This window comes from Modestobacter sp. URMC 112 (assembly GCF_053502575.1).
On sequence record NZ_CP199957.1, the window covers coordinates 4,506,601 to 4,531,416 of the forward strand.

The window sequence follows — 24,816 nt, forward strand, 5'->3', positions numbered from 1 at the left end:
CCTCGGACAGCGTCGACCCCCTCGTTCGGCTCAGCGGACCCGGTCCAGGGTAGGCGCGCCGAGCTCCCCCGTCCCGATTTCCACACCGGGCCTGCACAGGTCCTCAACCTGTGATGCGCCGGAGCTCGGCCACGTGCGCGGCGAACGCCTTCCGGCCGGCCGGGGTGAGCGACAGGCTGGTGCGCACCCGGGAGGTGATCGTGGCCTTGCGGGTCCGCACGTAGCCGGCGTCCTCGAGCTGCTTGACGTGCTTGGACAGCACCGAGTCGCTGACGCCGAGTGCGTCGCGCACGGTGGCGAACTCCATCCAGTCGACCGCCGCCAGCAGCCCGCACACCTGCAGCCGGGGTGGCGCGTGGACGACGGCGTCGAAGTGCGGTTCGACGGTGGTCACGGCCGGCCGCGCAGTTCGGCGATGAACAGCCGGGTCCACCAGCGGCTGAGGACGGCGATGGCCACGCCCAGCACCGCGCCGCCGGCCACCATCGCGTAGCGCATCCCCAGCAGGTGCTCGGCCGCGGCGGCCGCGCCCAGCACTCCGGCGTACAGCACGAACCAGACCCACATGGCCGGGGCGGTCGCACCGGAGCGCAGACCGTTGACCCAGAACCCGGTGATCCGCCGGTAGGCCGAGATGAGGCCCCAGGACCCGAGGCCCAGGACTGCGGCCGCCAGCACGGTGACCCAGGTGTCGAACGAGTACGACGCGACGAACTGGAAGACCAGCAGCCCCAGCACGGCGTCGTACCACCACGGCTGCATCGCCCGGTCGGCCACCGCAGCGCGCCCGGCCTCCAGCGAGGCCAGGTGGGCGGCCGCCACCGCGGGGTCGGTCGTCGTCCCTTCGCTTTCCATGTCGGAAAGTGTGAAGGCCCGCTTTCCGTTCCGTCAAGTGATCCCGGCCCTGTCCTGACCGTCGGGGTCGTGGTCTGATGGGCGCGAACTGCGACGGCAGTGGAGGAAGCCCGGTGCGAGTCCGGCGCGGTCCCGCCACTGTGACCGGGGAGTCCGACCCCATGCGCGGCCACTGTTCCTCTGGGCTCAGGCCCTCCGGGGCGGGAAGGTCGGGGCCGGACGTCGATCCGGGAGCCAGGAGACTCCAGCCGTCGTCCCTGCGATCTCCGGGCGCGGACACCCGGGGAGAGGACCCGTCGTGCCCGAGTACCGCTCGTGACCTTCCCCTTCAGCGCCGTGGTCGGCATGGACGACCTCCGCCTGGCCCTGCTGCTCAACGCCGTCTCCCCGGCCGTCGGCGGTGTGCTGGTGCGCGGGGAGAAGGGGACGGCGAAGTCCACCGCGGTGCGCGCACTGGCCGCCGTGCTCCCCGCGGTCGACGTCGTCGCCGGCTGCCGGTTCGCCTGCGCCCCCGCGGCGCCCGACCCGGGCTGCCCCGACGGGCCGCACGACCCCGACGCCCCGGCCCTGGCCCGGCCGGCCCGGCTGGTCGAGCTGCCCGTGGGTGCCTCCGAGGACCGGCTGGTCGGCTCGCTGGACCTCGAGCGCGCGCTCACCGAGGGCGTGAAGTCCTTCGAGCCCGGTCTGCTGGCCGCGGCCAACCGCGGCGTCCTCTACGTCGACGAGGTCAACCTGCTGCACGACCACCTGGTCGACCTGCTGCTGGACGCCGCCGCCCTGGGCACCGCCTACGTCGAGCGGGAGGGCGTCTCGGTGCGGCACGCCGCCCGGTTCCTGCTCGTCGGGACCATGAACCCCGAGGAGGGCGAGCTCCGCCCCCAGCTGCTGGACCGCTTCGGGCTGACCGTCGAGGTGGCCGCCCCCCGCGACACCGCGCTGCGCGCCGAGGTGGTGCGCCGCCGGTTCGCCGCGGACGCCGACCCCGAGGGCTACCGGGAGCAGTGGGCGGCGGCCGAGGCCGAGCTCGCCGACCGGATCGCCGCCGCCCGGGCCCGGCTGCCGCAGGTCGTCCTGTCCGACGCCGCGCTGCAGCAGGTCACCAGCGTCTGCGCGGCGTTCGACGTCGACGGGCTGCGGGCCGACCTGGTCACCGCCCGGGCCGCGATCGCGCACGCCGCGTGGGCCGGCCGCACGGAGGTGACCGAGGACGACGTGCGGGCGGCCGCCCGGCTGGCCCTCCCGCACCGCCGCCGGCGCAACCCCTTCGACGCCCCGGGGCTGGACGAGGACACCCTGGAGCAGGCGCTGTCCGACGCCCGTCCCGAGGACGACGGCGGCCCCGACTCCCCCGGCTCCCCTGACTCCCCCGACGACGGCGGCCCCTCCGGCAACCCGCCGCCGAACTCCCCGGGGCTCGAGCCCGCAGGAGCTCCACCGGAGGGACGCGAGCCGGACAGGGCACCCGGGCTCGAGCCCGGAACGGCACGGGAGGAGCCGACGACGGCGCCCCGGGGCGAGGGCGGCGGGCACGCCGACGCCGCGCCCGCGCCAGAGCGGGCCGCCGAGGCCCCGGACGCGCCGTTCCGCACCCGCCGGCTGGAGGTGCCCGGCATCGGCGCCGGCGCGGCCGGCCGGCGGTCCCGGGCCCGCAGCGAGCGCGGCCGGGTCGTCGGCTCCACACGGCCCGCGGGCACGGTCACCAAGCTGCACCTCACCGACACCGTGCTGGCCGCCGCGCCGCACCAGCGGGCCCGCGGACGCACCGGCGCGGGACTCCGGCTGGAGCGCGCCGACCTGCGCCAGGCCGGCCTGGAGGGCCGGGAGGGCAACCTGGTCCTGTTCGTCGTCGACGCCAGCGGGTCGATGGGGGCGCGCTCCCGGATGGCCGCGGTGAAGGGCGCCGTCCTCTCCCTGCTGCTGGACGCCTACCAACGCCGGGACAAGGTCGGCCTGGTCACCTTCCGCGGCGCCGCTGCCGAGCTGGCCCTCCCGCCCACCTGGTCGGTGGAGGCCGCGGCGGCCCGGCTGACCGGCCTGCCCACGGGGGGCCGGACCCCGCTGGCCGCCGGGCTGCTGCGGGCGCACGAGGTGCTCCGCGTGGAGCGGGTCCGCGACCCGCAGCGCCGCCCGCTGCTGGTCGTCGTCACCGACGGCCGGGCCACAGGGGCCCGCGGGACCGACCACCTGGCCGACGCCCGCAGGGCCGCCGGGCTGATCGCCGCGGGCGGGACGGCGAGCGTCGTCGTGGACTGCGAGTCCGGACCGGTGCGGCTGGGGCTGGCCGGCACCCTCGGGACGGTGTTGGGTGGGCAGACCCTGCGGCTGGCGGAGCTCGCCGCCGAGTCGCTGGCGAGCACCGTCCGCGATGCACGGAAGGCGGCCTGACGATGCCGCAGGGCCAGGTGACCGCCGTCCCGGCCGACGGGCTGACCACCCGCCAGCGCCGCAACCGCCCGCTGCTCGCAGTGCACACCGGCGAGATGAAGGGGAAGTCGACCGCCGCGTTCGGCATGGCCATGCGGGCGTGGAACCAGGGCTGGTCGATCGCGGTCTACCAGTTCGTCAAGAGCGCCAAGTGGAAGGTCGGCGAGGAGAACGCGCTGAGCGCGCTCGGCCGGCTGCACGCCGAGACCGGCGAGGGCGGGCCCGTGGTCTGGCACAAGATGGGCTCGGGCTGGTCGTGGTCCCGCAAGCACGGCGAGGAGACCGACCACGCCGCGGACGCCGCCGAGGGCTGGGCGCAGATCAAGCGCGACCTGGCCGCCGAGGCGCACCGGTTCTACGTGCTGGACGAGTTCACCTACCCGCTGAAGTGGGGCTGGGTCGACGTCGAGGACGTCGTGCGGACGTTGCGGGACCGGCCGGGCAACCAGCACGTCGTCATCACCGGCCGGGACGCGCCGGCCGCGCTGGTCGAGGCCGCGGACCTGGTGGTCGAGATGACCAAGGTCAAGCACCCGATGGACGCCGGCCAGAAGGGCCAGCGGGGGATCGAGTGGTGACCCCCCACCCGGCCGTGCGGCCCGACCTCCCGGCCTTCCGACGCGGCCCCCGTGTCGATCATCGGCGGGTTGCCCGGTGGCGCGCCGAGACGGTGCGTGTCGCTGGCAACACGCCGATGATCGACACCGAGTGGGCGGCAGCATGCGGCGGGGGTCGGTGGTGAGCGCCTCCCGGATCCCACGGATCGTGCTCGCCGCGCCGTCCTCCAACGCCGGGAAGACGTCGATCGCCACCGGCCTGATCGCCGCCCTGACCGCCCGCGGCCTCACCGTGAGCCCGCACAAGGTCGGCCCCGACTACATCGACCCCGGCTACCACGGCCTCGCCGCCGGGCGGCCCGGTCGCAACCTGGACAACTGGCTGGTCGGCGAGGACCGGATCGTCCCGCTGTTCCTGCACGGGGCCCGGGGAGCCGACGTCGCCGTCGTCGAGGGCGTGATGGGCCTGTTCGACGGTGCCGCGCACGCCAGCGTGGCGCCCGGCTACGGCTCGACCGCGCAGGTCGCCGCCCAGCTGCGGGCACCGGTCGTGCTCGTCGTCGACGCGTCCTCGCAGGCCCGCAGCGTCGCCGCGCTGGTGCACGGGTTCGCGACCTTCGACCCGGGCGTGCGGCTGGGCGGCGTCGTCCTCAACCGGGTCGGCAGCGACCGGCACGAGACCATCCTCCGCGAGGCGCTCGGCGCGGCCGGCGTCCCGGTGCTGGGCGCGGTCCGCCGGATCGAGGCGCTGCAGACCCCCTCCCGGCACCTGGGCCTGGTGCCGGCCGCCGAGCGCTCCGCCGAGGCGGTCCGCACGGTGCGCGCACTGGGCGCGGTCGTGGAGTCGTCGGTGGACCTGGACGCCGTCCTGCGCCTGGCCCGCTCCGCCCCCGACCTGGACGGCGAGCCGTGGGACCCGGCCGCCGAGGTCGAGCAGACGCCGGGCCGCCCGGTCGTCGCCGTCGCCGGCGGGCCGGCGTTCACCTTCGGCTACGCCGAGACCGCCGAGCTGCTCACCGCCGCCGGCGCCGAGGTGGTGACCGTCGACCCGCTCCGCGACGACGCCCTGCCGCCCGGCACCGCCGCGCTGGTGGTCGGCGGCGGCTTCCCCGAGGTGCACGCCGCCGCGCTGAGCGCGAACGTCGGGCTGCGGACGTCGATCGCCGCGCTCGCCGGGGCGGGCGGTCCGGTCGCCGCGGAGTGTGCCGGGTTGCTGTACCTCTCCCGCGAGCTGGACGGCGAGCCGATGTGCGGGGTGCTGCCCACCACCACCGCGATGCACCCCCGGCTGACCCTGGGCTACCGGTCGGCGGTCGCACTGACCGACAGCGTGCTGGCCGCGGCCGGCACCCGGGTGCGCGGCCACGAGTTCCACCGGACCACCGCCGACCCGGGCGCCGGAGCGACCCCTGCCTGGCAGTGGAACGCCGACGGGCCGGAGGGCTTCGTGCAGGGATCGGTGCACGCCAGCTACCTGCACCTGAACTGGGCCGGCTCGCCGTCGATGGCCTCGCGGTTCGTCCGGGCGGCCGCCCGCACGGAGGTGCTCGGTGCACATCGCTGAAGGCTTCCTGCCGCCGGCGCACGCGCTGGGCTGGACGATCGCCGCGGCGCCGTTCGTGGTGCACGGCGCCCGGGCGGTCGTGACCGAGGTGCGCGAGCGCCCGGAGTCCACGCTGCTGCTCGGCGCCGCCGGGGCCTTCACCTTCGTGCTCAGCGCGATCAAGCTGCCCTCGGTGACCGGCAGCTCCAGCCACCCGACCGGCACCGGGGTGGGCGCGATCCTGTTCCGGCCGCCGGTGATGGCGCTGCTGGGGACCGTCGTCCTGCTGTTCCAGGCCCTGCTGCTGGCCCACGGCGGGCTCACCACGCTGGGCGCCAACGCCTTCTCCTTCGCCGTCGTCGGGCCGTGGGTGGGGTACGGCGCCCACCGGCTGACCCGGCGCTGCGGAGCCGGCCTGCTGGGCGGGGTGTTCGCCGGGATGGCGGTCGCGGACCTGGCCACCTACGTGACCACCGCCCTGCAGCTGGCGCTGGCGTTCCCCGACGCGCAGAGCGGGTTCGCCGGCGCGGCGGTGAAGTTCCTCGGCGTCTTCGCGTTCACCCAGGTGCCGCTGGCGGTGGGCGAGGGGCTGCTCGGCGTGCTGCTGTTCCGGGTGCTCACCGTCAACGCCCGCCCCGAGCTCGAGCGCCTCGGCGTCCTCTCGCCGACCCGCGAGCGCGCTTCCGGTACCGAAAGCGCGGAGGAGGAGCGGTGAGGCGGCACCTGACGACCGCGCTGCTGGTGCTCGCCGTCCTGGCGTTGTTCCTCGTCCCCCTGCTGCTGGACGGCGGTGCGTCCGACTACGCCGGCACCGACGGCCGGGCCACCGAGGTGGTGCAGGAGTCAGACCCGGAGTACCGGCCGTGGTTCGAGTCGGTGTTCTCGCCGTCGTCCAAGGAGGTCGAGTCGGGGCTGTTCGCGCTGCAGGCGGCGCTCGGCGGCGGGGTGCTCGGCTACGTGCTCGGGCGGCTGCGCGGCCGACGGTCGGCGGAGCGGACGCCCGCCCCGCAGGAGCCGGACCGGCCATGAGCGGGCTGGCGATCGACGACGCCGCGTGGGCCAGCGCCTGGCGGTGGCGCTCCCCCGCGGACAAGCTCCTGCTGTCCGGCGGGCTGGTGGTCAGCGCCCTGGTGCTGCCGGTCTGGCCGGGCACGTTCCTGGTCGGGCTGACCGCGGTGCTGCTGGCGCTCGGACCGGCGCGGGTGCCCGCGCGCACCTTCCTCCGGGCGGTGCGGGCACCGCTGGCGTTCGTCCTGGTCGGCGCGGTCACCGCCGTGGTCGAGGTGGGCCGCGGCGGGCTCGGCTGGGCGCCGGGCGCCGCCGCGGACGGCGCGGCCCTGGTGGGGCACGGGCTGGCCGGCAGCGCCGCGGTGCTGCTGCTGGCCACCACGACGCCGATGTCGGACCTGCTGCCCGAGCTGCGCCGGCTGCGCGTCCCGGCCGCGGTCGTCGAGGTCGCGTCGGTGCTGTACCGGCTGCTGTTCGTGCTGCTCACCAGCCTGACCACGATCCGGGAGGCGCAGACCGCCCGGATGGGGCACTCGACGGTCGCCCGGTCCTTCCGCTCGTCCGGGGTGCTGGCCGCCGCCGTGCTCACCCGCTCGTGGGACCGGGCCCGCCGGCTGCAGGACGGGCTGGCCAGGCGCGGCATGGAGACCGGGCTGCGGGTGCTTCCGGAGGCGCTGCCCTCCTCCCCGCGCTTCGTCGCCGCCACGGTCGCCGGCCTGGCGCTGATCGCCGCCACGGCGCTGGTGTCGGCATGAGTCACCTGTCCCTCGCCGCGGACGGTCTCGTGGTCGGGTTCGACCGCGGGCGGCCGGTGCTGGACGGCGCCTCGCTCACCGTCCCGGCCGGCCGGCGGCTGGCGCTGCTGGGCGCCAACGGCTCGGGCAAGACGACGCTGCTGCGCTGCCTGTCCGGGGCCCTCGTTCCGGCCCGCGGCCGGGTCACCCTGGACGGCGCCGAGCTGCAGCACACCCGCACGGGCCTGCGGGCGCACCGCCAGGCCGTCCAGCTGGTGCTGCAGGACCCCGACGACCAGCTGTTCAGCGCCTCGGTCGCCCAGGACGTCTCGTTCGGACCGGTCAACCTCGGGCTGCCCGAGCCGGAGGTCCGCGCCCGGGTGGCCGAGGCCCTCGACCTGCTCGCCGTCGCCCACCTGGGCGCGCGGCCGACCCACCAGCTCTCCTACGGCGAGCGGAAGCGGGTGACCATCGCCGGCGCGGTGGCCATGCGGCCGTGCGTGCTGCTGCTGGACGAGCCCACCGCCGGGCTGGACCCGTCCGCGGTCACCGAGAGCCTGGCCGCGCTGGCCCGCCTGCAGGACGCCGACTCGACCGTGGTGATGAGCACGCACGACGTGGACCTGGCGCTGCGCTGGGCCGACGAGGTCGCCGTGGTCGTCGGCGGGCGGGTCGTGCAGGGCCGCCCGGACGACGTGCTCGGCGACGACGCGCTGCTGGCCTCCGCCCGGCTGGACCGCCCATGGGCGCTGACCGTCGGCGCCCGGCTGCGCGAGTTGGGGCTGCTGCCGCCGGGCCGGCTCCCCCGGGACGCGGACGCCCTGCTCGCCGCTCTCCCCCAGCAGCCGGGGGTGCGCACGTGACCGAGCCGGCGAGGGCGCGCGGCAGCAGAGCATCACCGAGCACGGGCACGACGAGCCGGGGGCACGTCCCGCTTGCGGCGGACAGCGAGGAGAGCCCGTGATCACCGTGGGGGTCGGGGCGTCCACGGGGGCGACCGTCGAGGAGGTCCTCGCCGCGGTGGACGCCGTGCTGCCGCCCGACGCCGCGCCGGTCGCCCTGGCCACCCTCGACGTCCGGGCCGTGGAGCCCGGCATCCGGGAGGCCGCCGCCCGGCGCGGCTGGCCGCTGACCGGTCACCCCGCGGGCGAGCTGGCCGGCGTGCCGGTGCCGGCGCCCTCGACCCGGGTGGCCGACGCGGTCGGCACGCCGTCGGTCGCCGAGGCCGCGGCGCTGCTCGGCGGCGGCCGGCTGGTGGTGGGCAAGACCGTGCACGGCCGGGTGACCGTGGCGGTGGCCCGCCGTCCCGGGGCGGCGGACTGCGACGGCCGGGCGGACGGCGGCGGGGACGTCGACCTCCGGCACCACGGCGACCGGGAGGTGGCCCCGGGCCTGGTCGACCTGGCGGTCAACGTGCGCGCCGACGCCCCGCCACCGTGGCTGCGGACGGTGCTGCACGCCGCGCTGGACGACAGCGCCGGGTACCCCGACCCCGGGCCGGCCCGGGCCGCCGTCGCCGCCGCGCACGGCCGACCGGGGTCGGAGGTGCTGCTGGCCGCGGGCGCCGCCGAGGTGTTCACCGTGCTGGCCCGGGCGCTCCGTCCCCGGCGGGCGGTGGTGCTGCACCCGTCCTTCACGGAGCCGGAGGCGGCGCTGCGGGCCGCCGGCCACCCGGTGGAGCGGCTGCTGCTGGAGCCGCCGGGGTACCTGCTGGACCCGGACGCCGTCCCGGTCGACGCCGACCTGGTGGTGCTGGGCAACCCGACGAACCCCACGTCCGTGCTGCACGGTGCGGCCGCGGTGGCCGCGCTGGCTCGGCCCGGCCGGGTGCTGGTCGTCGACGAGGCGTTCGCCGACACCGTGCCCGGCGAGCCGGCGTCGCTGGCCGCCCGCCGCGACCTGCCCGGCCTGCTGGTGGTGCGCTCGCTGACCAAGACCTGGGGGCTGGCCGGCCTGCGGGTCGGCTACGCACTCGGCCCGGCGGACCTGGTCGCCGCGCTCGCCGCCCAGCAGCCGCACTGGCCGGTGTCCACCCCGGCGCTGGCCGCCCTGGCCGCCTGCACCACCGACCGCGCCCGGGCCGAGGCCGAGGAGGTCGCCCGGCGCACCACCGGGCACCGGGCCGCCCTGCTGGCCGCCCTGCCGCCGCAGGTGCAGGTGGTGGGGACGCCGGCCTCGAGCTTCGTCCTGCTCCGGGTGCCCGGCGGCGCGGGGGTGCGGGACCGGCTGCGCGAGCGCGGCTGGGCGGTGCGCCGCGGGGACACCTTCCCCGGCCTGTCCGGCGACCACCTGCGGGTCGCCGTCCGGGACCCGGCCACCTCCCGTGCGTTCGCCGCCGCGCTGGCTGAGACCCTTGACCCGCACGCCGCCCCGATGGAGGACCGTTGAGCACCGACCCGAAGCCCTTCGCCGGGACCCCGCTGGGCGACACGATCGCCGCCGTCCGGCCGCGCGACGCCGCCGCCGAGCGCACCGCCCGCGACCGGCTGGACCGGATGACCAAGCCCCCGGGCGCGCTCGGCGTGCTCGAGGACGTCGCCGCGCAGCTGGCCGGCATCGCCGGCGCGTGCCCGGCGCCCCTCCCGGTGCCCGCGGCGGTGGCCGTCTTCGCCGCCGACCACGGCGTGCACGCCCAGCGCGTCACGCCCTGGCCGCAGGAGGTCACCGCCCAGATGGTGGCCAACTTCGCCCGCGGCGGCGCGGTGGTCAACGCCTTCGCCGCCCAGCTGGGCGCGGACGTGGTGGTCGTGGACGTCGGGGTGGCGACGTCCTACGCGGTGGACCCGACCGACCGGCTGCTGTCCCGCAAGGTCCGGTACGGCACCGCCGACCTGGCCGTCGGCCCGGCGATGACCGTGGACGAGGCGCGTCGGGCCGTCGAGGTGGGCATCGAGGTCGCCCTGACGCTCGCCGCCGACCACGGCTGCCTGGTGACCGGGGACATGGGCATCACCAACACCACCGCCTCGGCCGCGCTGATCTGCGCGTTCACCGGTGCCGACCCGGCCGCGGCGACCGGGCGGGGCACCGGCGTCGACGACCCGACGCTGGCCCGCAAGGTCGCGGTGGTCACCCGGGCGGTCGCCCGCGTGCCCGGTCGGCCGGCCACCCCGGAGCAGGCGCTCGCGGCGGTGGCCGAGGTGGGCGGGCTGGAGCACGCCGCGCTGGCCGGGTTCGTGCTCGGTGCCGCGGCGGCCCGCGTGCCCGTGCTGCTGGACGGCGTCATCGCCGGCGCGGCCGCGCTGGTCGCCGCCGCGCTCTGCCCGACCGCGCTCGAGCACGCGGTCGCCGGGCACACCTCCGCCGAGCCCGGGCACGCGCTGGCCCTGCGGGCGCTGGGCCTGCGGCCACTGCTCGGTCTGGACCTGCGGCTCGGCGAGGGCACCGGCGCCCTGCTGGCCGTCCCCCTGGTGGCCGGCGCCGCCCGCGCGCTGAGCGACGTGGCCACCTTCGACTCCGCCGGCGTGACCCAGAAGTCCGGCTGACCGGCGTGAGCGCACCGTCCGCCGACGCCTCGGCCGTCGTCTACCCGGTCGGCCTGCGGCTGGTCGGCCGCCGGGTCGTCGTGGTCGGCGGCGGTCAGGTGGCGCACCGCCGGGTGGCCGGGCTGCTGGAGGCCCGGGCCCGCGTCACCGTGGTCAGCCCGGACCTCACGCCGGCGCTGGAGGCCCTGGTCGCACCCGGCGCGGTCACCTGGCACCCCCGCGGCTACGTCGCCGGCGACCTGTCCGGCGCCTGGTACGCCGTCGCCGCCACGAACGACCCGTCGGTGAACGCCGCGGTGGCCGCGGAGGCCGAGGCGGCGCGGGTCTTCTGCGCGCGGGCCGACGACCGGTCGGCGTCGAGCGTGTGGACCCCGGCGGTCGGGCGCCAGGGCGACCTGGTCGTCGGCGTGCACGGCGGCGGGGACCCGCAGCGGGCCGTCGGCGTGCGCGACGCGGTGCTCGCCGGGCTCACCGACGGGTCGATCGCCGACCGGGCCTCCCGCGCGCCGGCCGGCGCGCCGGGCAGCGTCGTCCTGGTGGGCGGCGGCCCTGGCGACCCGGGGCTGGTCACCGTGCGCGGGCGGCAGGCCGTGGCGTCGGCCGACGTCGTGGTCGCCGACCACCTGGCACCCCAGGGGCTGCTGGCCTCGCTGCCGGTCGGGGTGGAGGTCATCGACGCCTCCAAGCTGCCCCGCGGGCGCTCGATGGCCCAGGAGCAGATCAACGACCTGCTGGTGTCCCGGGCCCGCGAGGGCAAGCGGGTGGTCCGGCTAAAGGGCGGTGACCCGTTCGTCTTCGGCCGCGGCTTCGAGGAGCTCGAGGCCTGCGCCGCGGCCGGCGTGCCGGTGGAGGTGGTGCCCGGGGTGACCAGCGCCATCGGCGTCCCGGGGCTGGCCGGCGTGCCGGTCACCCACCGGGGGCTGACCCACGAGTTCGTCGTCGTCTCCGGGCACGTGCCGCCCGGCCACCCCGCCTCGCTGGTCGACTGGCCGGCGCTCGGGCGGTTGCGCGGGACGGTCGTCGTGCTGATGGGCGTGGACACCGCACCGGCGATCGCGGCCTCGCTGGTCGAGCACGGGCGCCCGGCGGGCACACCGGTGGCGGTGATCAGCGACGGCGCGACGCCGGCCCAGCGCGTCCTGCGCACCACCCTGCAGGGGCTGGCCCGGACCATCGCCGACGAGGGCGTGCGGCCGCCGGCGGTGTGGGTGGTCGGGGACGTCGTCGCCTTGGGGCAGACAGACAGGAGTGTCGGTACCTCCTGAGAGGTTGCAGATGCTGTTGGGTGTCTAGGGTGAGGGCGGGTCCGTGACTGAGTTCGACATCGTCGATCCCGCTGTGGCGCGCAAGGCCCGCGGTGCTTTCTTCACGCCGCCAGCGCTTTGCGACTTCATGGTCCGATGGGCTGTCCGCTCCACGGCTGACAGCGTCCTAGAACCAAGCTGCGGGGAAGCTGCCTTCCTTCTCGCCGCACATGTACGCCTGTGTGAGCTCGGGGCTCGGAGTCCTCGTCTGAGTGGCTACGAGATACATGCACCTTCAGCGGAAGCAGCCAGAGTTGTCCTGCTCGAGGTGGGCACGGTTGCCGACATCCGGGTCGGGGACTTCCTCGCGGAGGCTGCCGCACCGAGCTTCTCAGCGGTTGTGGGTAATCCGCCTTACGTGCGCTACCAGTCATTCTCCGGTGATGCTCGCGCCAACGGGCTTCAAGCCGCGCTAGCACAGGGAGTCCGCCTCACCGGACTCTCCAGCTCCTGGGCACCATTTGTGGTTCATTCAGCGGGACACCTGGAACCCGGCGGACGTCTCGCGTTCGTCCTTCCCGCCGAACTCCTGTCTTCAACGTATGCCGCTTCCGTGAGATCCTTCTTGATGGAGACGTTCTCAGAAGTCTCGGTGATCTTGGTCGATAGCCAGGTGTTCCCTGGTGTACAGACCGAGGCGGTGATCCTGCTTGCCGACGGCAAGGGGGGCACCACGAACTCGATCAAATTTGCGCGTGTCCGTTCGCCTGGCGACCTGACGACCGTCTCGTTTGACATCACGCTGCAGCCGGAGCGTAGTACTGACAGGTGGACCGGGTCGCTTGTCACCAGTGGAGCAACGACCATCGTGGATGCGCTGCGAGCGTCAGGTTCATTCAGCCCCCTCCGCGAATGGGGTCGCGTCAACCTCGGGGCCGTTACCGGGAACAACAAGTACTTTGCATTGAGTCCCGCTCGCGCGGAGGAACTCGGACTGGGTCGGAATGATGTCGTGCGCTTATCGCCGCCCGGATCAGCTCACCTCAGGGCGTTGACCCTCAGCCGCACTGATTATGAACGACTAGGCCACCGCGACGCCAAGACGCTGCTCTTTCGCCCGAGTACGCCGACGTCCGCGGCTTGGCAGTACATCGCTGCTGGTGAAGCGGCCAGAGTGGATGGCGCCTACAAATGCCGCATACGGAAGCCGTGGTGGCTCGTTCCACTCCCTCCCGTCGCGGACATGTTCTTCACGTACATGAACGCGCACACGCCGCAGCTGGCCCTCAACCCCCTCGGCCTACACCACCTCAACTCCGTCCATGGCGTCTACCTGAATGCCCACCAGCGCGATCACGCAGCTAACCTGGCTCTCGCCAGCCTCAACAGCGTCACGACTCTCAGCGCCGAGTTCGTCGGCCGGGCTTACGGTGGCGGGATCTTGAAGATGGAACCCGGAGAGGCCGTAGCTCTCATGGTCCCATCCGCAGAACTCGTGGCTCGACTGGCCAAGCCGCTGAGCGAGTTGCGTCGGCCAGCGAGACGTCTACTCCAAGCAGGACAGCTCTCCACCGTCATCGGACTGGTCGACGAACTGGTACTACGAGAGGGATGCGGCGAGAGTGAGTCCGCAGTCAGCCATGTGCGGCGTGATCGAAATGCGCTTGCCAACCGGCGACATGGTCGCCGAGCAACCACAGTAGAGGCTTGACGCATGGCCAAGCGCCCAGGTAAGGCGTTGATGACCGGACCAGCCTGCCTGCCGTTTAGGCAACATCTAAGCGCGGTGAGGTTGGCTCACGTGACTCCGTCGTCGTGGCTGTCGGTGCAAGCTGACTTCATGGCGGCCATGGAGTCGTTCGACAATCAAGTGATCGCAGGGAATGCAAGCGACGGCGAGCGCCAGAACGGAAAAGGCGACTACTTTAACGACCTTCTCGCAGTTTTGCTCGAGAGCGCATCAAGCGTCCCCCTGAACAAGCGAACCGGAGTGAATGGCCTCATCTTCCCCAACCACAATCTGGACATTACATACCCGCAGACGCCGGGGGCCATCGCAGAAGTTTTGGTTGAGGCCAAAATGATGGGAACGCCTCAGCATCCCGGCAATGCGAGCACACAGGACATCGAGGGCCGCCCGGGATCGGCCGATCTACTAAAGCGTTGCAAGGAGGCCGGGTTCAAGACGATCGACCTGAAGGCCGCCTACGGGATGCTGCAGTCCGCGCTCGGCGGCCAGCAGCAGGAAGGCATGACAGGCGATCTAACGTCATGGTTGCGAACGGCCAAACCCCGCAGCTACATCGCCCTGGCTGTCCGGGTCACGAGCAAGTCCGATGCTGATGCGGTGGTCACTATGGCCCAGGCGATGACTCAGGTCGTCGATGGATGCGGGGTCTTCCTGTACCGGCCAGCGGGATACCGGGCAGGCAGTCTGCGGCCGGCCTCGTACGAGGAAGTTCGTGTGCCATCAGCAATCCAGCTCGTGCGCGTGATGCAGCGCATCACACAGGACCTGATCGCCGCGAAGGCACGAGTCGATGCAGCCGGACCCGACGTCCCGACGCTGCGCCCACCTTCCGCGGCTGTGGAGGAGTTGGTGCAGGCAGCGGAGGAGGCAGCAGGGGACTGACCGCTCAACCAGCGGCAGAAGTCCTACGAGCCCCTGTTGTCTAGTGGCACGCACTCGCCGGCAAGGCCGATGCGCGAGGCCGGTCGCAGACGAAGGCGTGCGGCCACCGGCGGTGTGGGTGGTCGGGGACGTCGTCGCCCTGGGCGCGTCGCACTGACCCCGAATGCTGCGTCCACTCAGTCCCCCTCGGGGGTCATCCGCGCAAGGACCGCCTCGACCTCGTTGTGGCCATGCCTGGGCCCGACTTCGGCCCGCCAGTGAGGGCACCAGCTCAGCGGGGTGTCGGAGAACCGGGTGTCCCGGCGCGTCGGATCGGCACCAGCGGCAAGCAGGTGCGTGACGCTGTCGGCCCGTCCGGAGTACACGGCCTCGTGCAGGGCGGTCGAGCCGTCGTGGTCGACGCCGTCCACCGGGGTGCCGGCGGCCTGCAGTCGGTCGATGACGTCCAGCCGCCCGTGCTCGGCGGCGATCCGCAGCGCCGCAACCCGGTCCCGCTCCGGCGTGCCGGGCCGGAGCGGCGCGGAGACGTCGCCGGCCGCCGCGGCCTTCACCAGGTCGGTGGCACCCGCGGCCAGCAGGACTTCCGCGACGTCGGTCAACCCGAAGACCCCGCGTGGCGGAGCGCGGTGCCGCCGGGCACGCCACTAGCGCCGGCTGCCGCGGTGACGGACAGGTCGGCCCCGGTATCCACCGGCACCCGCGCCACCTCGGCGTCGCCGTAGCTGGCCGCGGTCATCAGTGGCGTCTCAAAGTCGGTCGGGTCGCCCTCGACCGGCGCACCGGCGTCCCGCAGTGCCCGGGGCAGCAGCACGGCGGCGCCGTCCACGTCCCGCCAGCGGCCCCGGGCGGAGTCGTACGGCAGCATGGCCGCGTAGCCCAGCGGGCTCGCCCCCGCGAGGTGGTCGCACCGGTGGGACATCCGGGTCACCGCCACCTGCGGGCCTCGGCGAGAACCTGGCGCAGCCGGACGACGTCCCCGCGGTCGAGGACCTCCCGCTGCGCCACCTCGGTCGCCAGTGCCGCCCAGCTGGGGAAGCCGTGCTCGCGGCCAGCGCCAGCTGGGCGGGGGAGAGCGCCGTCCGGTCGGAGACGGCGCGCAGCTGGGCAAGGGCGTGCGAGTCGCCGCGCCGGGCCGCGCGGAGCAGGTCCTTGGCGCGTGTTCGCAGCTCCCGGCGGCTCGCGCGCGGGGGCAGATCGGGCATGACGGCCCTTTCGGCAGCCGGCGGTCCGCGGAGCCGGGCCAGGTGACGGTCGGGTTCGTGCAGGTGCTGCCTCATCGGTGCGGAGGCAGTCTCTGTCCTGCCCGCGGACCCGGGGGCGCCCCCAGCGCCGGCGCGATCGTAGCCGCAGCCGGCCGACCTGGCGGGTTGTACCGGAGCTCAGGACCCCGGCGCGGGCTCGCGGCCGGCGTTGCTGACCGGGGGCACCCGGCGCAGCGCCGGCGGGAGCCACCGCGCACCCGGCCCGTCGGCGGCGGCCTCGTCGTTCGGGTTGGACAGCGCGCACCGCTCCAGCGACAGGCAGCCGCAGCCGATGCAGGACTCCAGCCCGTCCCGCAGCCGGGTGAGCGCGGTGATCTGCTCGTCCAGGCGTGCCCGCCAGCCGGCCGACAGCCGGCTCCAGTCCCCCGCCGTCGGGGTGCGGCCGGACGGCAGCGTGGCCAGTGCGGTGCGGATCTCGGCCAGCGACAGCCCGACGTTCTGGGCGGCCCGGATGAAGGACAGCCGGCGCAGCGTGCTGCGCGGGTAGCGCCGGGCACCGCCGGCCGTCCGGCTGGCCGTGATCAGGCCCTGCTGCTCGTACCAGCGCAGCGCGGACGGCGCGACGCCCGCCCGGGCGGCCACCTGGCCGATCGTCATCGAGTCCATCGCACCCCTTGACCTCAAGTCAACTTGAGATCCGATGGTAGCGCCATGACATCCCCCACCGCGCTGATCACCGGCGCCTCCCGAGGCCTCGGTCTCGCCCTGGCCACCGAGCTCTCCGCCCGCGGATGGCGCCTCGTCGTCGACGGCCGCGACCCCGGCCGGCTGGCCGCCGCGGTCGCCACCCTGGCCGACCCGGGGTCGGTCACCTCCCACGCCGGCGACGTGGCCGACCCCGGCCACCGGGCCGCGCTCGCCGCCGTCGTCCCCGACCGCCTGGACCTGCTGGTGGCCAACGCCAGCGACCTCGGCCCGAGCCCGCTCCCGCGGCTCGCCGAACTCCCGCCGGCCGCCTTCGACCGACTGCTGCAGGTCAACACGGTGGCACCCCTGGCCCTGTTCCAGCTGCTGCTCCCAGCGCTGCGCCGGGCCGGCGGGCGGGTGCTGCTGGTCAGCTCGGACGCCGCGGTGGAGGCCTACGCCGGCTGGGGCGGGTACGGCGCGAGCAAGGCCGCGCTCGACCAGCTGTCCGCCGTCCTGGCCGTGGAGCACCCGGAGCTGCGCGTGTACGCCGTCGACCCGGGCGACATGGCCACCGACATGCAGCAGGCGGCGTTCCCGGGCGAGGACATCAGTGACCGGCCGGCCCCGGCGACCGTCGTCCCGGCGCTGCTCCGGCTGGTCACCGGCGAGCTGCCGAGCGGGCGCTACCGGGCCGCCGAGCTCGCGCCGGTGGAGGCCGGGCGATGACCGCGACCTTCACCCTGCCCCCCGGCTCCGAGGCGACCGCCCCGCCCGAGCAGCGCGGCCTGGCCCGGGACGGCGTCCGGCTGCTGGCCGCCCGCCCCGGAGCGGTGACCACGCACCGCTTCCGCGACCTCCCCGACCTGCTCGCTCCCGGTGACCTGCTGGTGGTCAACACCTCGGCGACGCTGCCGGCCCGGCTGGACGCACTGCGCGCCGACGGCGTCAGCACGCCGGTGCACGTGTCGACGACGCTGGACGACGGCAGCTGGGTGGTCGAGGTGCGCCGTCCGGACAACACCGGCCCCGAGCTCGGCGTCGAGCCCGGGTCGGTGCTCGACCTCCCCGGCGGGGTGACGCTGCGGCTGCTCGACGGCTTCCCCGAACCCGGCCGGGCCTCGCGGCTGTGGCGGGCGCAGACCACTCCGCAGGTCCCGGCCCGGACGCACCTGGCCGCGCACGGCCGCCCCGTCCGGTACGGCTACCTGGCCGGCCCGGTGCCGCTCGCGGCGCTGCAGACGGTGTACGCCACGGAGCCGGGCAGCGCGGAGATGGCCAGCGCGGGCCGGCCGTTCACCGCACCGCTGCTGGTCCGGCTGATGGCCGCCGGGATCGCGGTGGTGCCGCTGGTCCTGCACACCGGGGTGTCCAGCCCGGAGCTGCACGAGCCGCCGGCGCCCGAGCGGTTCGCGGTGCCCGAGGCCACCGCGCGGTTCGTCAACGCCACCCGGTCCGCGGGCGGGCGGGTGGTCGCCGTCGGCACCACTGTGACCCGGGCGCTGGAGACGGTCACCGGCGCCGACGGGGTCACCCGGGCCGGAGCCGGCTGGACGGACCTGGTACTGGGACCGCAGCGGCCGGCGCGGGTGGTGACCGGGCTGGTCACCGGCCTGCACGCTCCCGAGGCCAGCCACCTGCAGCTGCTGGAGGCGGTGGCCGGGCCGGAGCTGGTGGCGCTGGCGTACCAGCGGGCGGTGGACGAGCGGCTGCTCTGGCACGAGTTCGGCGACTCGACGCTGATCCTCCCGTGACGGGGTGCCGGGGCGCGGGCCCGGGTCCGGGTCCCGCCAGGGTGCTCGGACACGGCTCGTGTGATGTGCGCCACAACGCGTTACGGTCGACGGACGCCAGAGCTGACGTCCGGAGGCCCCCATGACCCGTCGCCGCATCCGTGCGCTCCTGGTGCCGCTGGCCGTGGCGCTGGCGGCCACCACCGTGGTCACCCCGGCCTCGGCCTCCGCTGACGGGTACCCGCAGCCGCCGGAGGTGGAGTACGTCGTGGACGAGGACGCGCTCCCCTTCGACGCCCTGCCCGGGACCGCGACATCCCGGTCCTGGGGCGTGCTGCACGACGCCGGGTACCGGATCGAGGTGCCCGACGCGTGGAACGGCGACCTGGTGATGTGGGCGCACGGCTACCGCGGCACCGGCGCCGAGCTGACCGTGGACACCCCGCCCGAGGGCCTGCGGCGGTACCTCGTCGAGCAGGGCTACGCCTGGGCCGCGTCGAGCTACGACGAGAACGGCTACGACGTCGCCTCCGGGGTGCGGAGCACGCACCGGCTGGTGCGGCACTTCGACCGGACGATCGGCGAGCCCGGCCGGCGGTACCTGGCCGGGGTCTCCATGGGCGGCCACGTCACCGGCGTCTCCATCGAGCGGTACCGGCACGAGTACGCCGGGGCGATGCCCGTCTGCGGCGTGATGGGCGACCGCCGGCTCTTCGACACGTTCCTTGACTACAACGCCGCCGCCCAGGCACTGACCGACACCCCGCCGGTCTACCCCGCCCCCGCCGACTACGTCGAGACGACGGCCGCGCAGATGCGGACCGAGCTGGGCACCCCCTACCCGGCGGTCCTCACCGAGGCCGGCCAGGACCTCCGCGCGCTGACCGAGCAGCGCACCGGCGGTGAGCGGCCGCTGTTCGACCTGGGCTTCGCCGCCTTCGCCGACTTCCTGTTCACCCTGTACCCCGTCTTCCCCGGGCTGGGCCAGGAGAAGGGGGCCGTCGGCGGCAACGCCGACACCGTCTACCAGCTCGACTCCGACCCGGCGCTGACCGCGGAGGAGGAGGCGCTCAACGCGGAGGTCCTGCGGGTGGAGGCGGCCCGCGGGAAGCGCGGGCTGTCCGGGGTGCCGGTCATCACCGGGCGCTTCGACGTCCCGGTGCTGACCATGCACGACCTCGGCGACCTGTTCGTGCCGTTCAGCATGGAGCAGGAGTACGCCCGGGACGCCGCCCGCCGGGGCAACGAGGACCTGCTGGTGCAGCGGGCCATCCGGGGGGTCGAGCACTGCGACTTCAGCGACGAGGAGTACCGGCAGGCCTTCGCCGACCTGGTCACCTGGGTGGAGGACGGCGTGCGGCCGGACGGCGACGACGTGCTCGACCCGGCCGTGGTGGCCGACCCCCGCTACGGCTGCCGGTTCACCGTCCCGCAGCGGCAGTTCGACGTCCAGGACTGCACCCCCACCGGCTGAGTCCCCGGCGTCCGGGCGGTCCGGCGCCCGGACCGCGGAAGTGCTCCGGTCGAGGAGACGCGGACGTGACCGGGGCCATAGGTTGTGTACGAGCAGCGTCGCCCGGCGGGACGGCGGCGCGCGGACCGCGGAGGTGGCGTATGAGCGAGACCGGGACGAGCGAAGCCCAGGGCCTGAGCAGCCCCGAGGGCGGTTTCCCCCCGCCGGAGAGCATCAGCGCGCAGGCCAACGTGGGGGCGGACGTCTACGAGCGCGCGGACGCCGACCGGGTCGCTTTCTGGGAGGAGGCGGCCCGCCGGCTGGACTGGACGCAGGAGTGGGACCAGGCGCTGGACTGGACGGACCCGCCGTTCGCCAAGTGGTTCGTCGGCGGCAAGCTCAACGTCGCGGTGAACTGCGTGGACCGCCACGTGGACGCCGGGCACGGCGAGCAGGTCGCCTACCACTGGGTCGGCGAGCCCGGTGACACCCGCACGATCACCTACGCGGAGCTCAAGGACGAGGTCTGCCGGGCCGCCAACGCCCTCACCGAGCTCGGCGTGCAGGCCGGGGACCGGGTGGCGATCTACCTGCCGATGATCCCCGAGGCCGTCGTCTCGATGCTGGCCTGCGCCCGGATCGGCGCCGTCCACATGGTCGTCTTCGGCGGCTTCTCCCCCGACGCGCTGGCCAGCCGGATCACCGACGCGGACGCGAAGGTCGTCATCACCGCCGACGGCGGCTACCGCCGCGGGGCACCCAGCGCCCTCAAGCCGAACGTCGACGAGGCGTTGGGGAAGGCCCAGGGGGTGCGGACCGTGCTGGTGGTCAAGCGCACCGAGCAGGACATCGAGTGGACCGAGGGCCGCGACGTCTGGTGGCACGACGTGGTGGCCGGCCAGTCGACCGAGCACCAGGCGGAGTCCTTCGACGCCGAGCACCCGCTCTACATCATGTACACCTCCGGGACGACGGCCTCACCCAAGGGCATCCTGCACACCTCCGGCGGCTACCTGACCCAGGTCGCCTACAGCCACTGGGCGGTGTTCGACATCAAGCCCGACACCGACGTCTTCTGGACGTCGGCGGACGTCGGCTGGGTCACCGGGCACAGCTACATCGTCTACGGGCCGCTGGCCAACCGGACGACGTCGGTGATGTACGAGGGGACGCCGGAGACCCCGCACCGCGGCCGCTGGTGGGAGATCGTCCAGGAGTACAAGGTCACGGTCCTCTACACCGCCCCGACCACCATCCGCACGTTCATGAAGTGGGGCGACGACGTCCCGGCCGGGTTCGACCTGTCCAGCCTGCGGCTGCTCGGCTCGGTCGGTGAGCCGATCAACCCAGAGGCCTGGCTCTGGTACCACAAGAACATCGGCGGCGGCCGCTGCCCGATCATGGACACCTGGTGGCAGACCGAGACCGGCGCGCACATGATCACCCCGCTCCCGGGCGTGACCACGCTGAAGCCCGGCTCCGCGCAGCGCACGCTGCCCGGCATCAGCGCCAAGGTGGTCGACGAGGAGGGCAAGCCGATCGAGCCGGGAGCCACCGGCTACCTGGTGCTCACCGAGCCGTGGCCGTCGATGCTGCGCACCATCTGGGGTGACGACCAGCGGTACAAGGACACCTACTGGTCCCGGTACGGCGAGGGCATCTACTTCGCCGGGGACGGCGCCAAGCTCGACGAGGACGGCGACATCTGGCTGCTGGGCCGGGTGGACGACGTGATGAACGTGTCCGGGCACCGCATCTCCACCACCGAGGTGGAGTCGGCGCTGGTCAGCCACCCGACGGTGGCCGAGGCCGCGGTCGTGGGCGCCACCGACCCGACCACCGGGCAGGGCATCGTGGCCTTCGTCATCCTCCGCGGGGACGCCGAGGACTCCGGTGACGAGCTGGTCAAGACGCTGCGCCAGCACGTCCGCAAGGAGATCGGGCCGATCGCCAGCCCCCGGCAGATCATGGTCGTCGCCGAGCTGCCCAAGACCCGCTCGGGGAAGATCATGCGCCGGCTGCTGCGGGACATCGCCGAGAACAGGGAGCTGGGGGACGTCTCCACGCTCACCGACTCCTCGGTGATGGACCTGATCAGCTCCAAGCTCCCCTCCTCCGCCTCGGAGGACTGATGAAGGACCCCCTTCCCCCCACCCTTCCCAGGCTCAGGGCGGGACCCTGAAGGGGGCCTGACCCTGCCGCTCGCACGCCCGGCGCGGGCCCCTGCAGCGGGGCCTCACCGGAGTGGGTCCGTCGGCGCCACGCCGACGGACCCACTCCGCGGGCGGGGTCCCGGGACGCGGTGGCGACGATCATGCGGCACGATCACCGACAGAACCGCCGTGCGCACCGCTCTCGGCGCTGACCAGGGAGGAGCCACCCGTGGCCCACAGCGCGACGACGTCCCACCTCACCGGCAAGGCCGCCGGGCCGGCCGAGCCCTCGATCGGCACGCTCGCCAAGAGCGCCATGACCGACGTGTCGACCCTCATCCGCAGCGAGATCGAGCTGGCCAAGGCCGAGATCGGGACGTCGGTCAAGCGCGGCGGCATCAGCGCCGGGGCGTTCGCCGTCGCCGGCGTGCTGGCCGCCTTCGCCGCCGTCTTCTTCTTCATCACGCTGGCCGAGTTCCTCACCTGGCTCGGCCTGCCGCGGTGGGTGTCCTACCTGATCGTCTTCGCGCTGCTCGTGCTGCTGGCCGCGATCGCCGGGCTGATCGGCTGGCGGATGGTGAAGAAGATCGAGAAGCCCGAGCGCACCCTCGAGACGCTGCACGACCTGCCCGACGTGCTGCGCCGCGAGTCCCCCGGCCAGCGGCAGCGCGACCTGCCCACCGTGCGCGGCGGGCAGGTGGTCCGGCAGGACGCGCACGCCCGGCTGACCTGAGCACGACGCACTGACCAGCGCACCGCTGCCCGGGCCCGGGCAGCCCGACGCCACCAGCGTCCTGCTGCCCGGCCCCTGGTCGCACCGCGACGTCTCCGCCAACGGCGTGCGGCTGCACGCCGCCGAGGCCGGCGAAGGCCCCCTGGTGCTGCTGCTGCACGGCTTCCCGGAGTTCTGGTGGGCCTGGCGGTCGCAGCTGGTGGGGCTCGCCGACGCCGGGCTGCGGGTGGTCGCCCCGGACCTGCGCGGGTACGGGGCCAGCGACAAGCCACCCCGCGGCTACGACCTCCCCACCGCGGCCGAGGACGCGGCAGCCGTCGTCCGTGCGCTGGGCGAGACGGAGGCGGTCGTCGTGGGGTCCGACTGGGGCGGCCTCGTCGGCTGGACGATGGCCGCGCTGCACCCTCGGACGGTGCGCAGGCTGGTCGTGCTGTCGATGGCCCACCCCCGCCGGCTGCGGGCCGGGATGGTCGACGCCCGGCAGCGGCACGCCTCCCGCTACGCGCTGCGCTTCCAGCTGCCCCGGCTCCCCGAGCGGCGGCTCACCCGCGCGGACGACGACCCGGTGGCCGAGCTGATGCGCCGCTGGTCGGGCCCGGACTGGGCGGGCACCGCCGACTTCGCCGAGGCCGTCACGCGCTACCGGTCGGCGTCCCGGATCCCGCAGGCGGCCTACGGGGCGATGGAGTACTTCCGCTGGGCCGGCCGCTCCCAGTTGCGGCCGGACGGGCTGCGCTTCGCCCGCCGGATGGCCGCGCCGGTGACCGCACCCACCCTGCAGCTGCACGGCGCCCTGGACAGCTGCGTGCTGCCGCAGACCGCCCGCGGGTCGGGGCGCTACGTGGCGGGGCCCTACGAGTGGCGCGAGCTGCAAGGCGTCGGGCACTTCCCGCACGAGGAGGCGGCCGCCGAGGTCACCGACGCGATCGCCCGCTGGGCCCGCTGACGAAGGACCCGCTCCTCCCCGACCCTCGCCAGCTCGGGCCGGCCCCCGTTCAGGGGCCCGCCGCGAGCTCGAACGGCCCCCGTTCAGGGGCCCGCCGCGAGCTTGCGAGCGGTGGGGGCAGTCAGGCCCCGTCCAGCGCGTCAGTGGCCCTGCTGCAGGGGCCCGCCGCGAGCTTGCGAGCGGTGGGGGGCAGTCAGGCCCCGTCCAGAGGCTCGCCCCGAGCTCGCGAGGGGTGAGGGGGGCGGGGTCCTTCTATTCGCAGGCGCCGGTGTCGGCGGCCGCGGAGGACTGGATCCCGGTCGTGGCGGCCGTCGCGACCTGGTCGGCGGTGAGCGCGTAGCCGGTGTCCGGGTCGTCGATGGCCGAGGCGAAGACCACCCCGAGCACCGAGCCGTCGGTGGCCAGCAGCGGCCCGCCGGAGTTGCCCGCGCGCACCTGGCCGAACAGCGCGTAGACGTCGCGGACGACGGTCCCCTCGGCGCGGAAGTCCGGGCCGCTGATCTCACCGCGGTCGCGCACCCGCGCCGGCCCGACGTAGAGCCCGCCGCCACCGGGATAGCCCATCACGATGGCCGAGGCGCCGGAGTCGACCGGCGTGGGCGTGAAGGCCAGCGGCACCTGGGGCAGCCCGGGGACGGCGAGCACCGCGACGTCGGTGGCCTCGTCGACGTACACCGGGGTCGCGTCGTAGCTCTCGCCCTCGGCCGTGACGACCGGGGCGGTGACCCCGGCCAGCACGTGCGCGTTGGTCATCACCCGCTCGTCGGAGTACACGAAACCCGAGCCGTCGATCTGCCGTGAGCACGCGGTGGCGACGCCGCGGATCTGCACCACCGAGCCCTGCACCTGCCCGACCACGGGGCTGGCGAGCAGCGCCTGGTCCGGCGCCGGCACGTCGCGGACCTCGGTCGGGGTGAGCGGGTCGAGGACGTCGGGCAGCCCCTGCCGGTCGATCGCCTCCCGCAGCGAGTCGTACAGCGAGCGGACGTCGTCGGGCACGCCCCGGTCGACCGCCTGCACCAGCGAGGACTGACGGACCTGGCCGGCGACGCCGGGGAACGGCGAGCTGGCCAGCGGCGTGGCCACCATCCAGGCCACCAGCAGCACAGCCAGGGCGGAGACCACGGCGCCGGCGACGGCGTCCACCACCTTGGCCGGCTCCCAGGTGACCCGGGTGCGGATCGCCCGGCCCACCACCCCGGCCAGCAGCTGGCCCAGCAGCGCCCCGACCAGGACGACGACCAGCGCGACGAACACCCGGCTGACGCTGGTGTCGGCCAGGTCGGCGGCCACCGGGCCGGACAGCTGCGCTCCGAGCACCGCGCCGCCGAAGAACCCGACGAACGAGGCGGCCGAGACGATCAGCCCCTGCCGGAAGCCGGACAGCGCGAAGAGCAGGGCGAGGACGATCAGCACCAGGTCCACGACGG

At 74.7% G+C, this 24,816-nt stretch carries 24 protein-coding genes and 1 riboswitch; of the genes, 18 read left to right on the forward strand and 6 right to left on the reverse strand.

All coding sequences use genetic code 11. The features are described from left to right. Positions 1-103: 103 nt before the first annotated feature. Together ACWIX6_RS21445 and ACWIX6_RS21450 are read right to left on the reverse strand one after the other, a co-directional pair. Complete coding sequence (locus ACWIX6_RS21445) at positions 104-394, reverse strand: transcriptional regulator (protein WP_448614468.1); 291 nt, start codon at positions 392-394, stop codon at positions 104-106. Further along, the gene (locus tag ACWIX6_RS21450) at positions 391-855 is read right to left on the reverse strand and encodes a hypothetical protein (RefSeq protein ID WP_448614469.1); all 465 of its coding nucleotides are present in this window, start codon (positions 853-855) and stop codon (positions 391-393) included. The genes ACWIX6_RS21445 and ACWIX6_RS21450 overlap by 4 nt, the downstream gene beginning before the upstream one ends. A gap of 103 nt (positions 856-958) precedes the next feature. Then, positions 959-1,099: riboswitch (cobalamin riboswitch) on the forward strand. A gap of 71 nt (positions 1,100-1,170) precedes the next feature. On the opposite strand from ACWIX6_RS21450, the gene ACWIX6_RS21455 reads away from it, so the two are divergent. The 12 genes from ACWIX6_RS21455 (at position 1,171) to ACWIX6_RS21510 (ending at position 14,482) form a co-directional block, all read left to right on the forward strand. After that, complete coding sequence (locus tag ACWIX6_RS21455) at positions 1,171-3,240, forward strand: putative cobaltochelatase (RefSeq protein WP_448614470.1); 2,070 nt, start codon at positions 1,171-1,173, stop codon at positions 3,238-3,240. A gap of 2 nt (positions 3,241-3,242) precedes the next feature. After that, positions 3,243-3,857, forward strand: coding sequence for a cob(I)yrinic acid a,c-diamide adenosyltransferase (gene cobO / locus ACWIX6_RS21460; RefSeq protein WP_448614471.1), 615 nt, complete (start codon positions 3,243-3,245; stop codon positions 3,855-3,857). Between the two features lie 160 nt (positions 3,858-4,017). Then, complete coding sequence (locus tag ACWIX6_RS21465) at positions 4,018-5,400, forward strand: cobyrinate a,c-diamide synthase (protein ID WP_448614472.1); 1,383 nt, start codon at positions 4,018-4,020, stop codon at positions 5,398-5,400. Further along, positions 5,387-6,094 (forward strand): energy-coupling factor ABC transporter permease, encoded by a 708-nt coding sequence (locus tag ACWIX6_RS21470; protein WP_448614473.1) that lies wholly within the window; start codon positions 5,387-5,389, stop codon positions 6,092-6,094. The genes ACWIX6_RS21465 and ACWIX6_RS21470 overlap by 14 nt, the downstream gene beginning before the upstream one ends. Next, complete coding sequence (locus tag ACWIX6_RS21475; protein WP_448614474.1) at positions 6,091-6,408, forward strand: energy-coupling factor ABC transporter substrate-binding protein; 318 nt, start codon at positions 6,091-6,093, stop codon at positions 6,406-6,408. The genes ACWIX6_RS21470 and ACWIX6_RS21475 overlap by 4 nt, the downstream gene beginning before the upstream one ends. Next, the gene (gene cbiQ / locus ACWIX6_RS21480; protein WP_448614475.1) at positions 6,405-7,142 is read left to right on the forward strand and encodes a cobalt ECF transporter T component CbiQ; all 738 of its coding nucleotides are present in this window, start codon (positions 6,405-6,407) and stop codon (positions 7,140-7,142) included. The genes ACWIX6_RS21475 and cbiQ overlap by 4 nt, the downstream gene beginning before the upstream one ends. Then, positions 7,139-7,984, forward strand: coding sequence for an energy-coupling factor ABC transporter ATP-binding protein (locus tag ACWIX6_RS21485; protein ID WP_448614476.1), 846 nt, complete (start codon positions 7,139-7,141; stop codon positions 7,982-7,984). The genes cbiQ and ACWIX6_RS21485 overlap by 4 nt, the downstream gene beginning before the upstream one ends. Positions 7,985-8,081: 97 nt before the next feature. After that, a complete protein-coding gene (gene cobC, locus ACWIX6_RS21490; RefSeq protein ID WP_448614477.1) occupies positions 8,082-9,509 on the forward strand; it encodes an Rv2231c family pyridoxal phosphate-dependent protein CobC in 1,428 nt (475 codons plus the stop codon). Further along, positions 9,506-10,606 (forward strand): nicotinate-nucleotide--dimethylbenzimidazole phosphoribosyltransferase, encoded by a 1,101-nt coding sequence (gene cobT, locus ACWIX6_RS21495; RefSeq protein ID WP_448614478.1) that lies wholly within the window; start codon positions 9,506-9,508, stop codon positions 10,604-10,606. The genes cobC and cobT overlap by 4 nt, the downstream gene beginning before the upstream one ends. A gap of 5 nt (positions 10,607-10,611) precedes the next feature. After that, positions 10,612-11,871, forward strand: a complete 1,260-nt coding sequence (gene cobA / locus ACWIX6_RS21500) for a uroporphyrinogen-III C-methyltransferase (RefSeq protein ID WP_448614479.1) — start codon at positions 10,612-10,614, stop codon at positions 11,869-11,871. A gap of 43 nt (positions 11,872-11,914) precedes the next feature. Then, positions 11,915-13,561, forward strand: coding sequence for an HsdM family class I SAM-dependent methyltransferase (locus ACWIX6_RS21505; protein WP_448614480.1), 1,647 nt, complete (start codon positions 11,915-11,917; stop codon positions 13,559-13,561). A gap of 3 nt (positions 13,562-13,564) precedes the next feature. Further along, positions 13,565-14,482 (forward strand): hypothetical protein, encoded by a 918-nt coding sequence (locus tag ACWIX6_RS21510; RefSeq protein ID WP_448614481.1) that lies wholly within the window; start codon positions 13,565-13,567, stop codon positions 14,480-14,482. 176 nt (positions 14,483-14,658) lie between these two features. Here the strand turns inward: ACWIX6_RS21510 and ACWIX6_RS21515 are convergent, their stop codons facing one another. The 3 genes from ACWIX6_RS21515 to soxR form a co-directional block, all read right to left on the reverse strand. After that, positions 14,659-15,081 carry an ankyrin repeat domain-containing protein gene (locus ACWIX6_RS21515; protein WP_448614482.1) on the reverse strand — a complete coding sequence of 141 codons (423 nt, stop codon included), beginning with the start codon at positions 15,079-15,081 and terminating at the stop codon, positions 14,659-14,661. Further along, on the reverse strand, positions 15,078-15,401 hold the full coding sequence (locus tag ACWIX6_RS21520) for a hypothetical protein (RefSeq protein ID WP_448614483.1): 324 nt from the start codon (positions 15,399-15,401) through the stop codon (positions 15,078-15,080). Before ACWIX6_RS21520 ends, ACWIX6_RS21515 begins: the two co-directional genes overlap by 4 nt. Positions 15,402-15,861: 460 nt before the next feature. Then, a complete protein-coding gene (gene soxR, locus ACWIX6_RS21525) occupies positions 15,862-16,341 on the reverse strand; it encodes a redox-sensitive transcriptional activator SoxR (RefSeq protein WP_448614484.1) in 480 nt (159 codons plus the stop codon). Between the two features lie 54 nt (positions 16,342-16,395). Here soxR and ACWIX6_RS21530 point away from each other — a divergent pair, with 54 nt between their 5' ends. From ACWIX6_RS21530 to ACWIX6_RS21555, 6 genes are all read left to right on the forward strand, one after another. After that, positions 16,396-17,097: an SDR family NAD(P)-dependent oxidoreductase gene (locus ACWIX6_RS21530; RefSeq protein ID WP_448614485.1), complete on the forward strand. Its 702-nt coding sequence runs from the start codon at positions 16,396-16,398 to the stop codon at positions 17,095-17,097. Then, positions 17,094-18,122 carry an S-adenosylmethionine:tRNA ribosyltransferase-isomerase gene (locus ACWIX6_RS21535; RefSeq protein WP_448614486.1) on the forward strand — a complete coding sequence of 343 codons (1,029 nt, stop codon included), beginning with the start codon at positions 17,094-17,096 and terminating at the stop codon, positions 18,120-18,122. The genes ACWIX6_RS21530 and ACWIX6_RS21535 overlap by 4 nt, the downstream gene beginning before the upstream one ends. A gap of 121 nt (positions 18,123-18,243) precedes the next feature. Next, on the forward strand, positions 18,244-19,575 hold the full coding sequence (locus ACWIX6_RS21540; RefSeq protein WP_448614487.1) for an esterase: 1,332 nt from the start codon (positions 18,244-18,246) through the stop codon (positions 19,573-19,575). 140 nt (positions 19,576-19,715) lie between these two features. Then, the gene (acs, locus tag ACWIX6_RS21545) at positions 19,716-21,686 is read left to right on the forward strand and encodes an acetate--CoA ligase (RefSeq protein ID WP_448614488.1); all 1,971 of its coding nucleotides are present in this window, start codon (positions 19,716-19,718) and stop codon (positions 21,684-21,686) included. A gap of 250 nt (positions 21,687-21,936) precedes the next feature. Then, positions 21,937-22,440, forward strand: a complete 504-nt coding sequence (locus ACWIX6_RS21550; protein WP_448614489.1) for a phage holin family protein — start codon at positions 21,937-21,939, stop codon at positions 22,438-22,440. A gap of 106 nt (positions 22,441-22,546) precedes the next feature. Beyond that, entirely contained in the window at positions 22,547-23,386 is an 840-nt protein-coding gene (locus tag ACWIX6_RS21555; RefSeq protein WP_448614490.1) for an alpha/beta fold hydrolase, read from the forward strand. Between the two features lie 252 nt (positions 23,387-23,638). On the opposite strand, the gene ACWIX6_RS21560 is transcribed toward ACWIX6_RS21555, so the two are convergent. Beyond that, positions 23,639-24,811: a MarP family serine protease gene (locus ACWIX6_RS21560; RefSeq protein ID WP_448614491.1), complete on the reverse strand. Its 1,173-nt coding sequence runs from the start codon at positions 24,809-24,811 to the stop codon at positions 23,639-23,641. Positions 24,812-24,816: the final 5 nt, after the last annotated feature.

Coding starts and splice junctions, on each gene's coding strand:
- cobO (WP_448614471.1), top strand. CDS start 3,243: ATGCCGCAGGGCCAGGTGACCGCCGTCCCGGCCGACGGGCTGACCACC.
- cbiQ (WP_448614475.1), top strand. CDS start 6,405: ATGAGCGGGCTGGCGATCGACGACGCCGCGTGGGCCAGCGCCTGGCGG.
- ACWIX6_RS21450 (WP_448614469.1), bottom strand. CDS start 855: ATGGAAAGCGAAGGGACGACGACCGACCCCGCGGTGGCGGCCGCCCAC.
- ACWIX6_RS21535 (WP_448614486.1), top strand. CDS start 17,094: ATGACCGCGACCTTCACCCTGCCCCCCGGCTCCGAGGCGACCGCCCCG.
- ACWIX6_RS21520 (WP_448614483.1), bottom strand. CDS start 15,401: ATGTCCCACCGGTGCGACCACCTCGCGGGGGCGAGCCCGCTGGGCTAC.
- ACWIX6_RS21540 (WP_448614487.1), top strand. CDS start 18,244: ATGACCCGTCGCCGCATCCGTGCGCTCCTGGTGCCGCTGGCCGTGGCG.
- ACWIX6_RS21485 (WP_448614476.1), top strand. CDS start 7,139: ATGAGTCACCTGTCCCTCGCCGCGGACGGTCTCGTGGTCGGGTTCGAC.
- ACWIX6_RS21530 (WP_448614485.1), top strand. CDS start 16,396: ATGACATCCCCCACCGCGCTGATCACCGGCGCCTCCCGAGGCCTCGGT.
- soxR (WP_448614484.1), bottom strand. CDS start 16,341: ATGACGATCGGCCAGGTGGCCGCCCGGGCGGGCGTCGCGCCGTCCGCG.
- acs (WP_448614488.1), top strand. CDS start 19,716: ATGAGCGAGACCGGGACGAGCGAAGCCCAGGGCCTGAGCAGCCCCGAG.
- ACWIX6_RS21510 (WP_448614481.1), top strand. CDS start 13,565: ATGGCCAAGCGCCCAGGTAAGGCGTTGATGACCGGACCAGCCTGCCTG.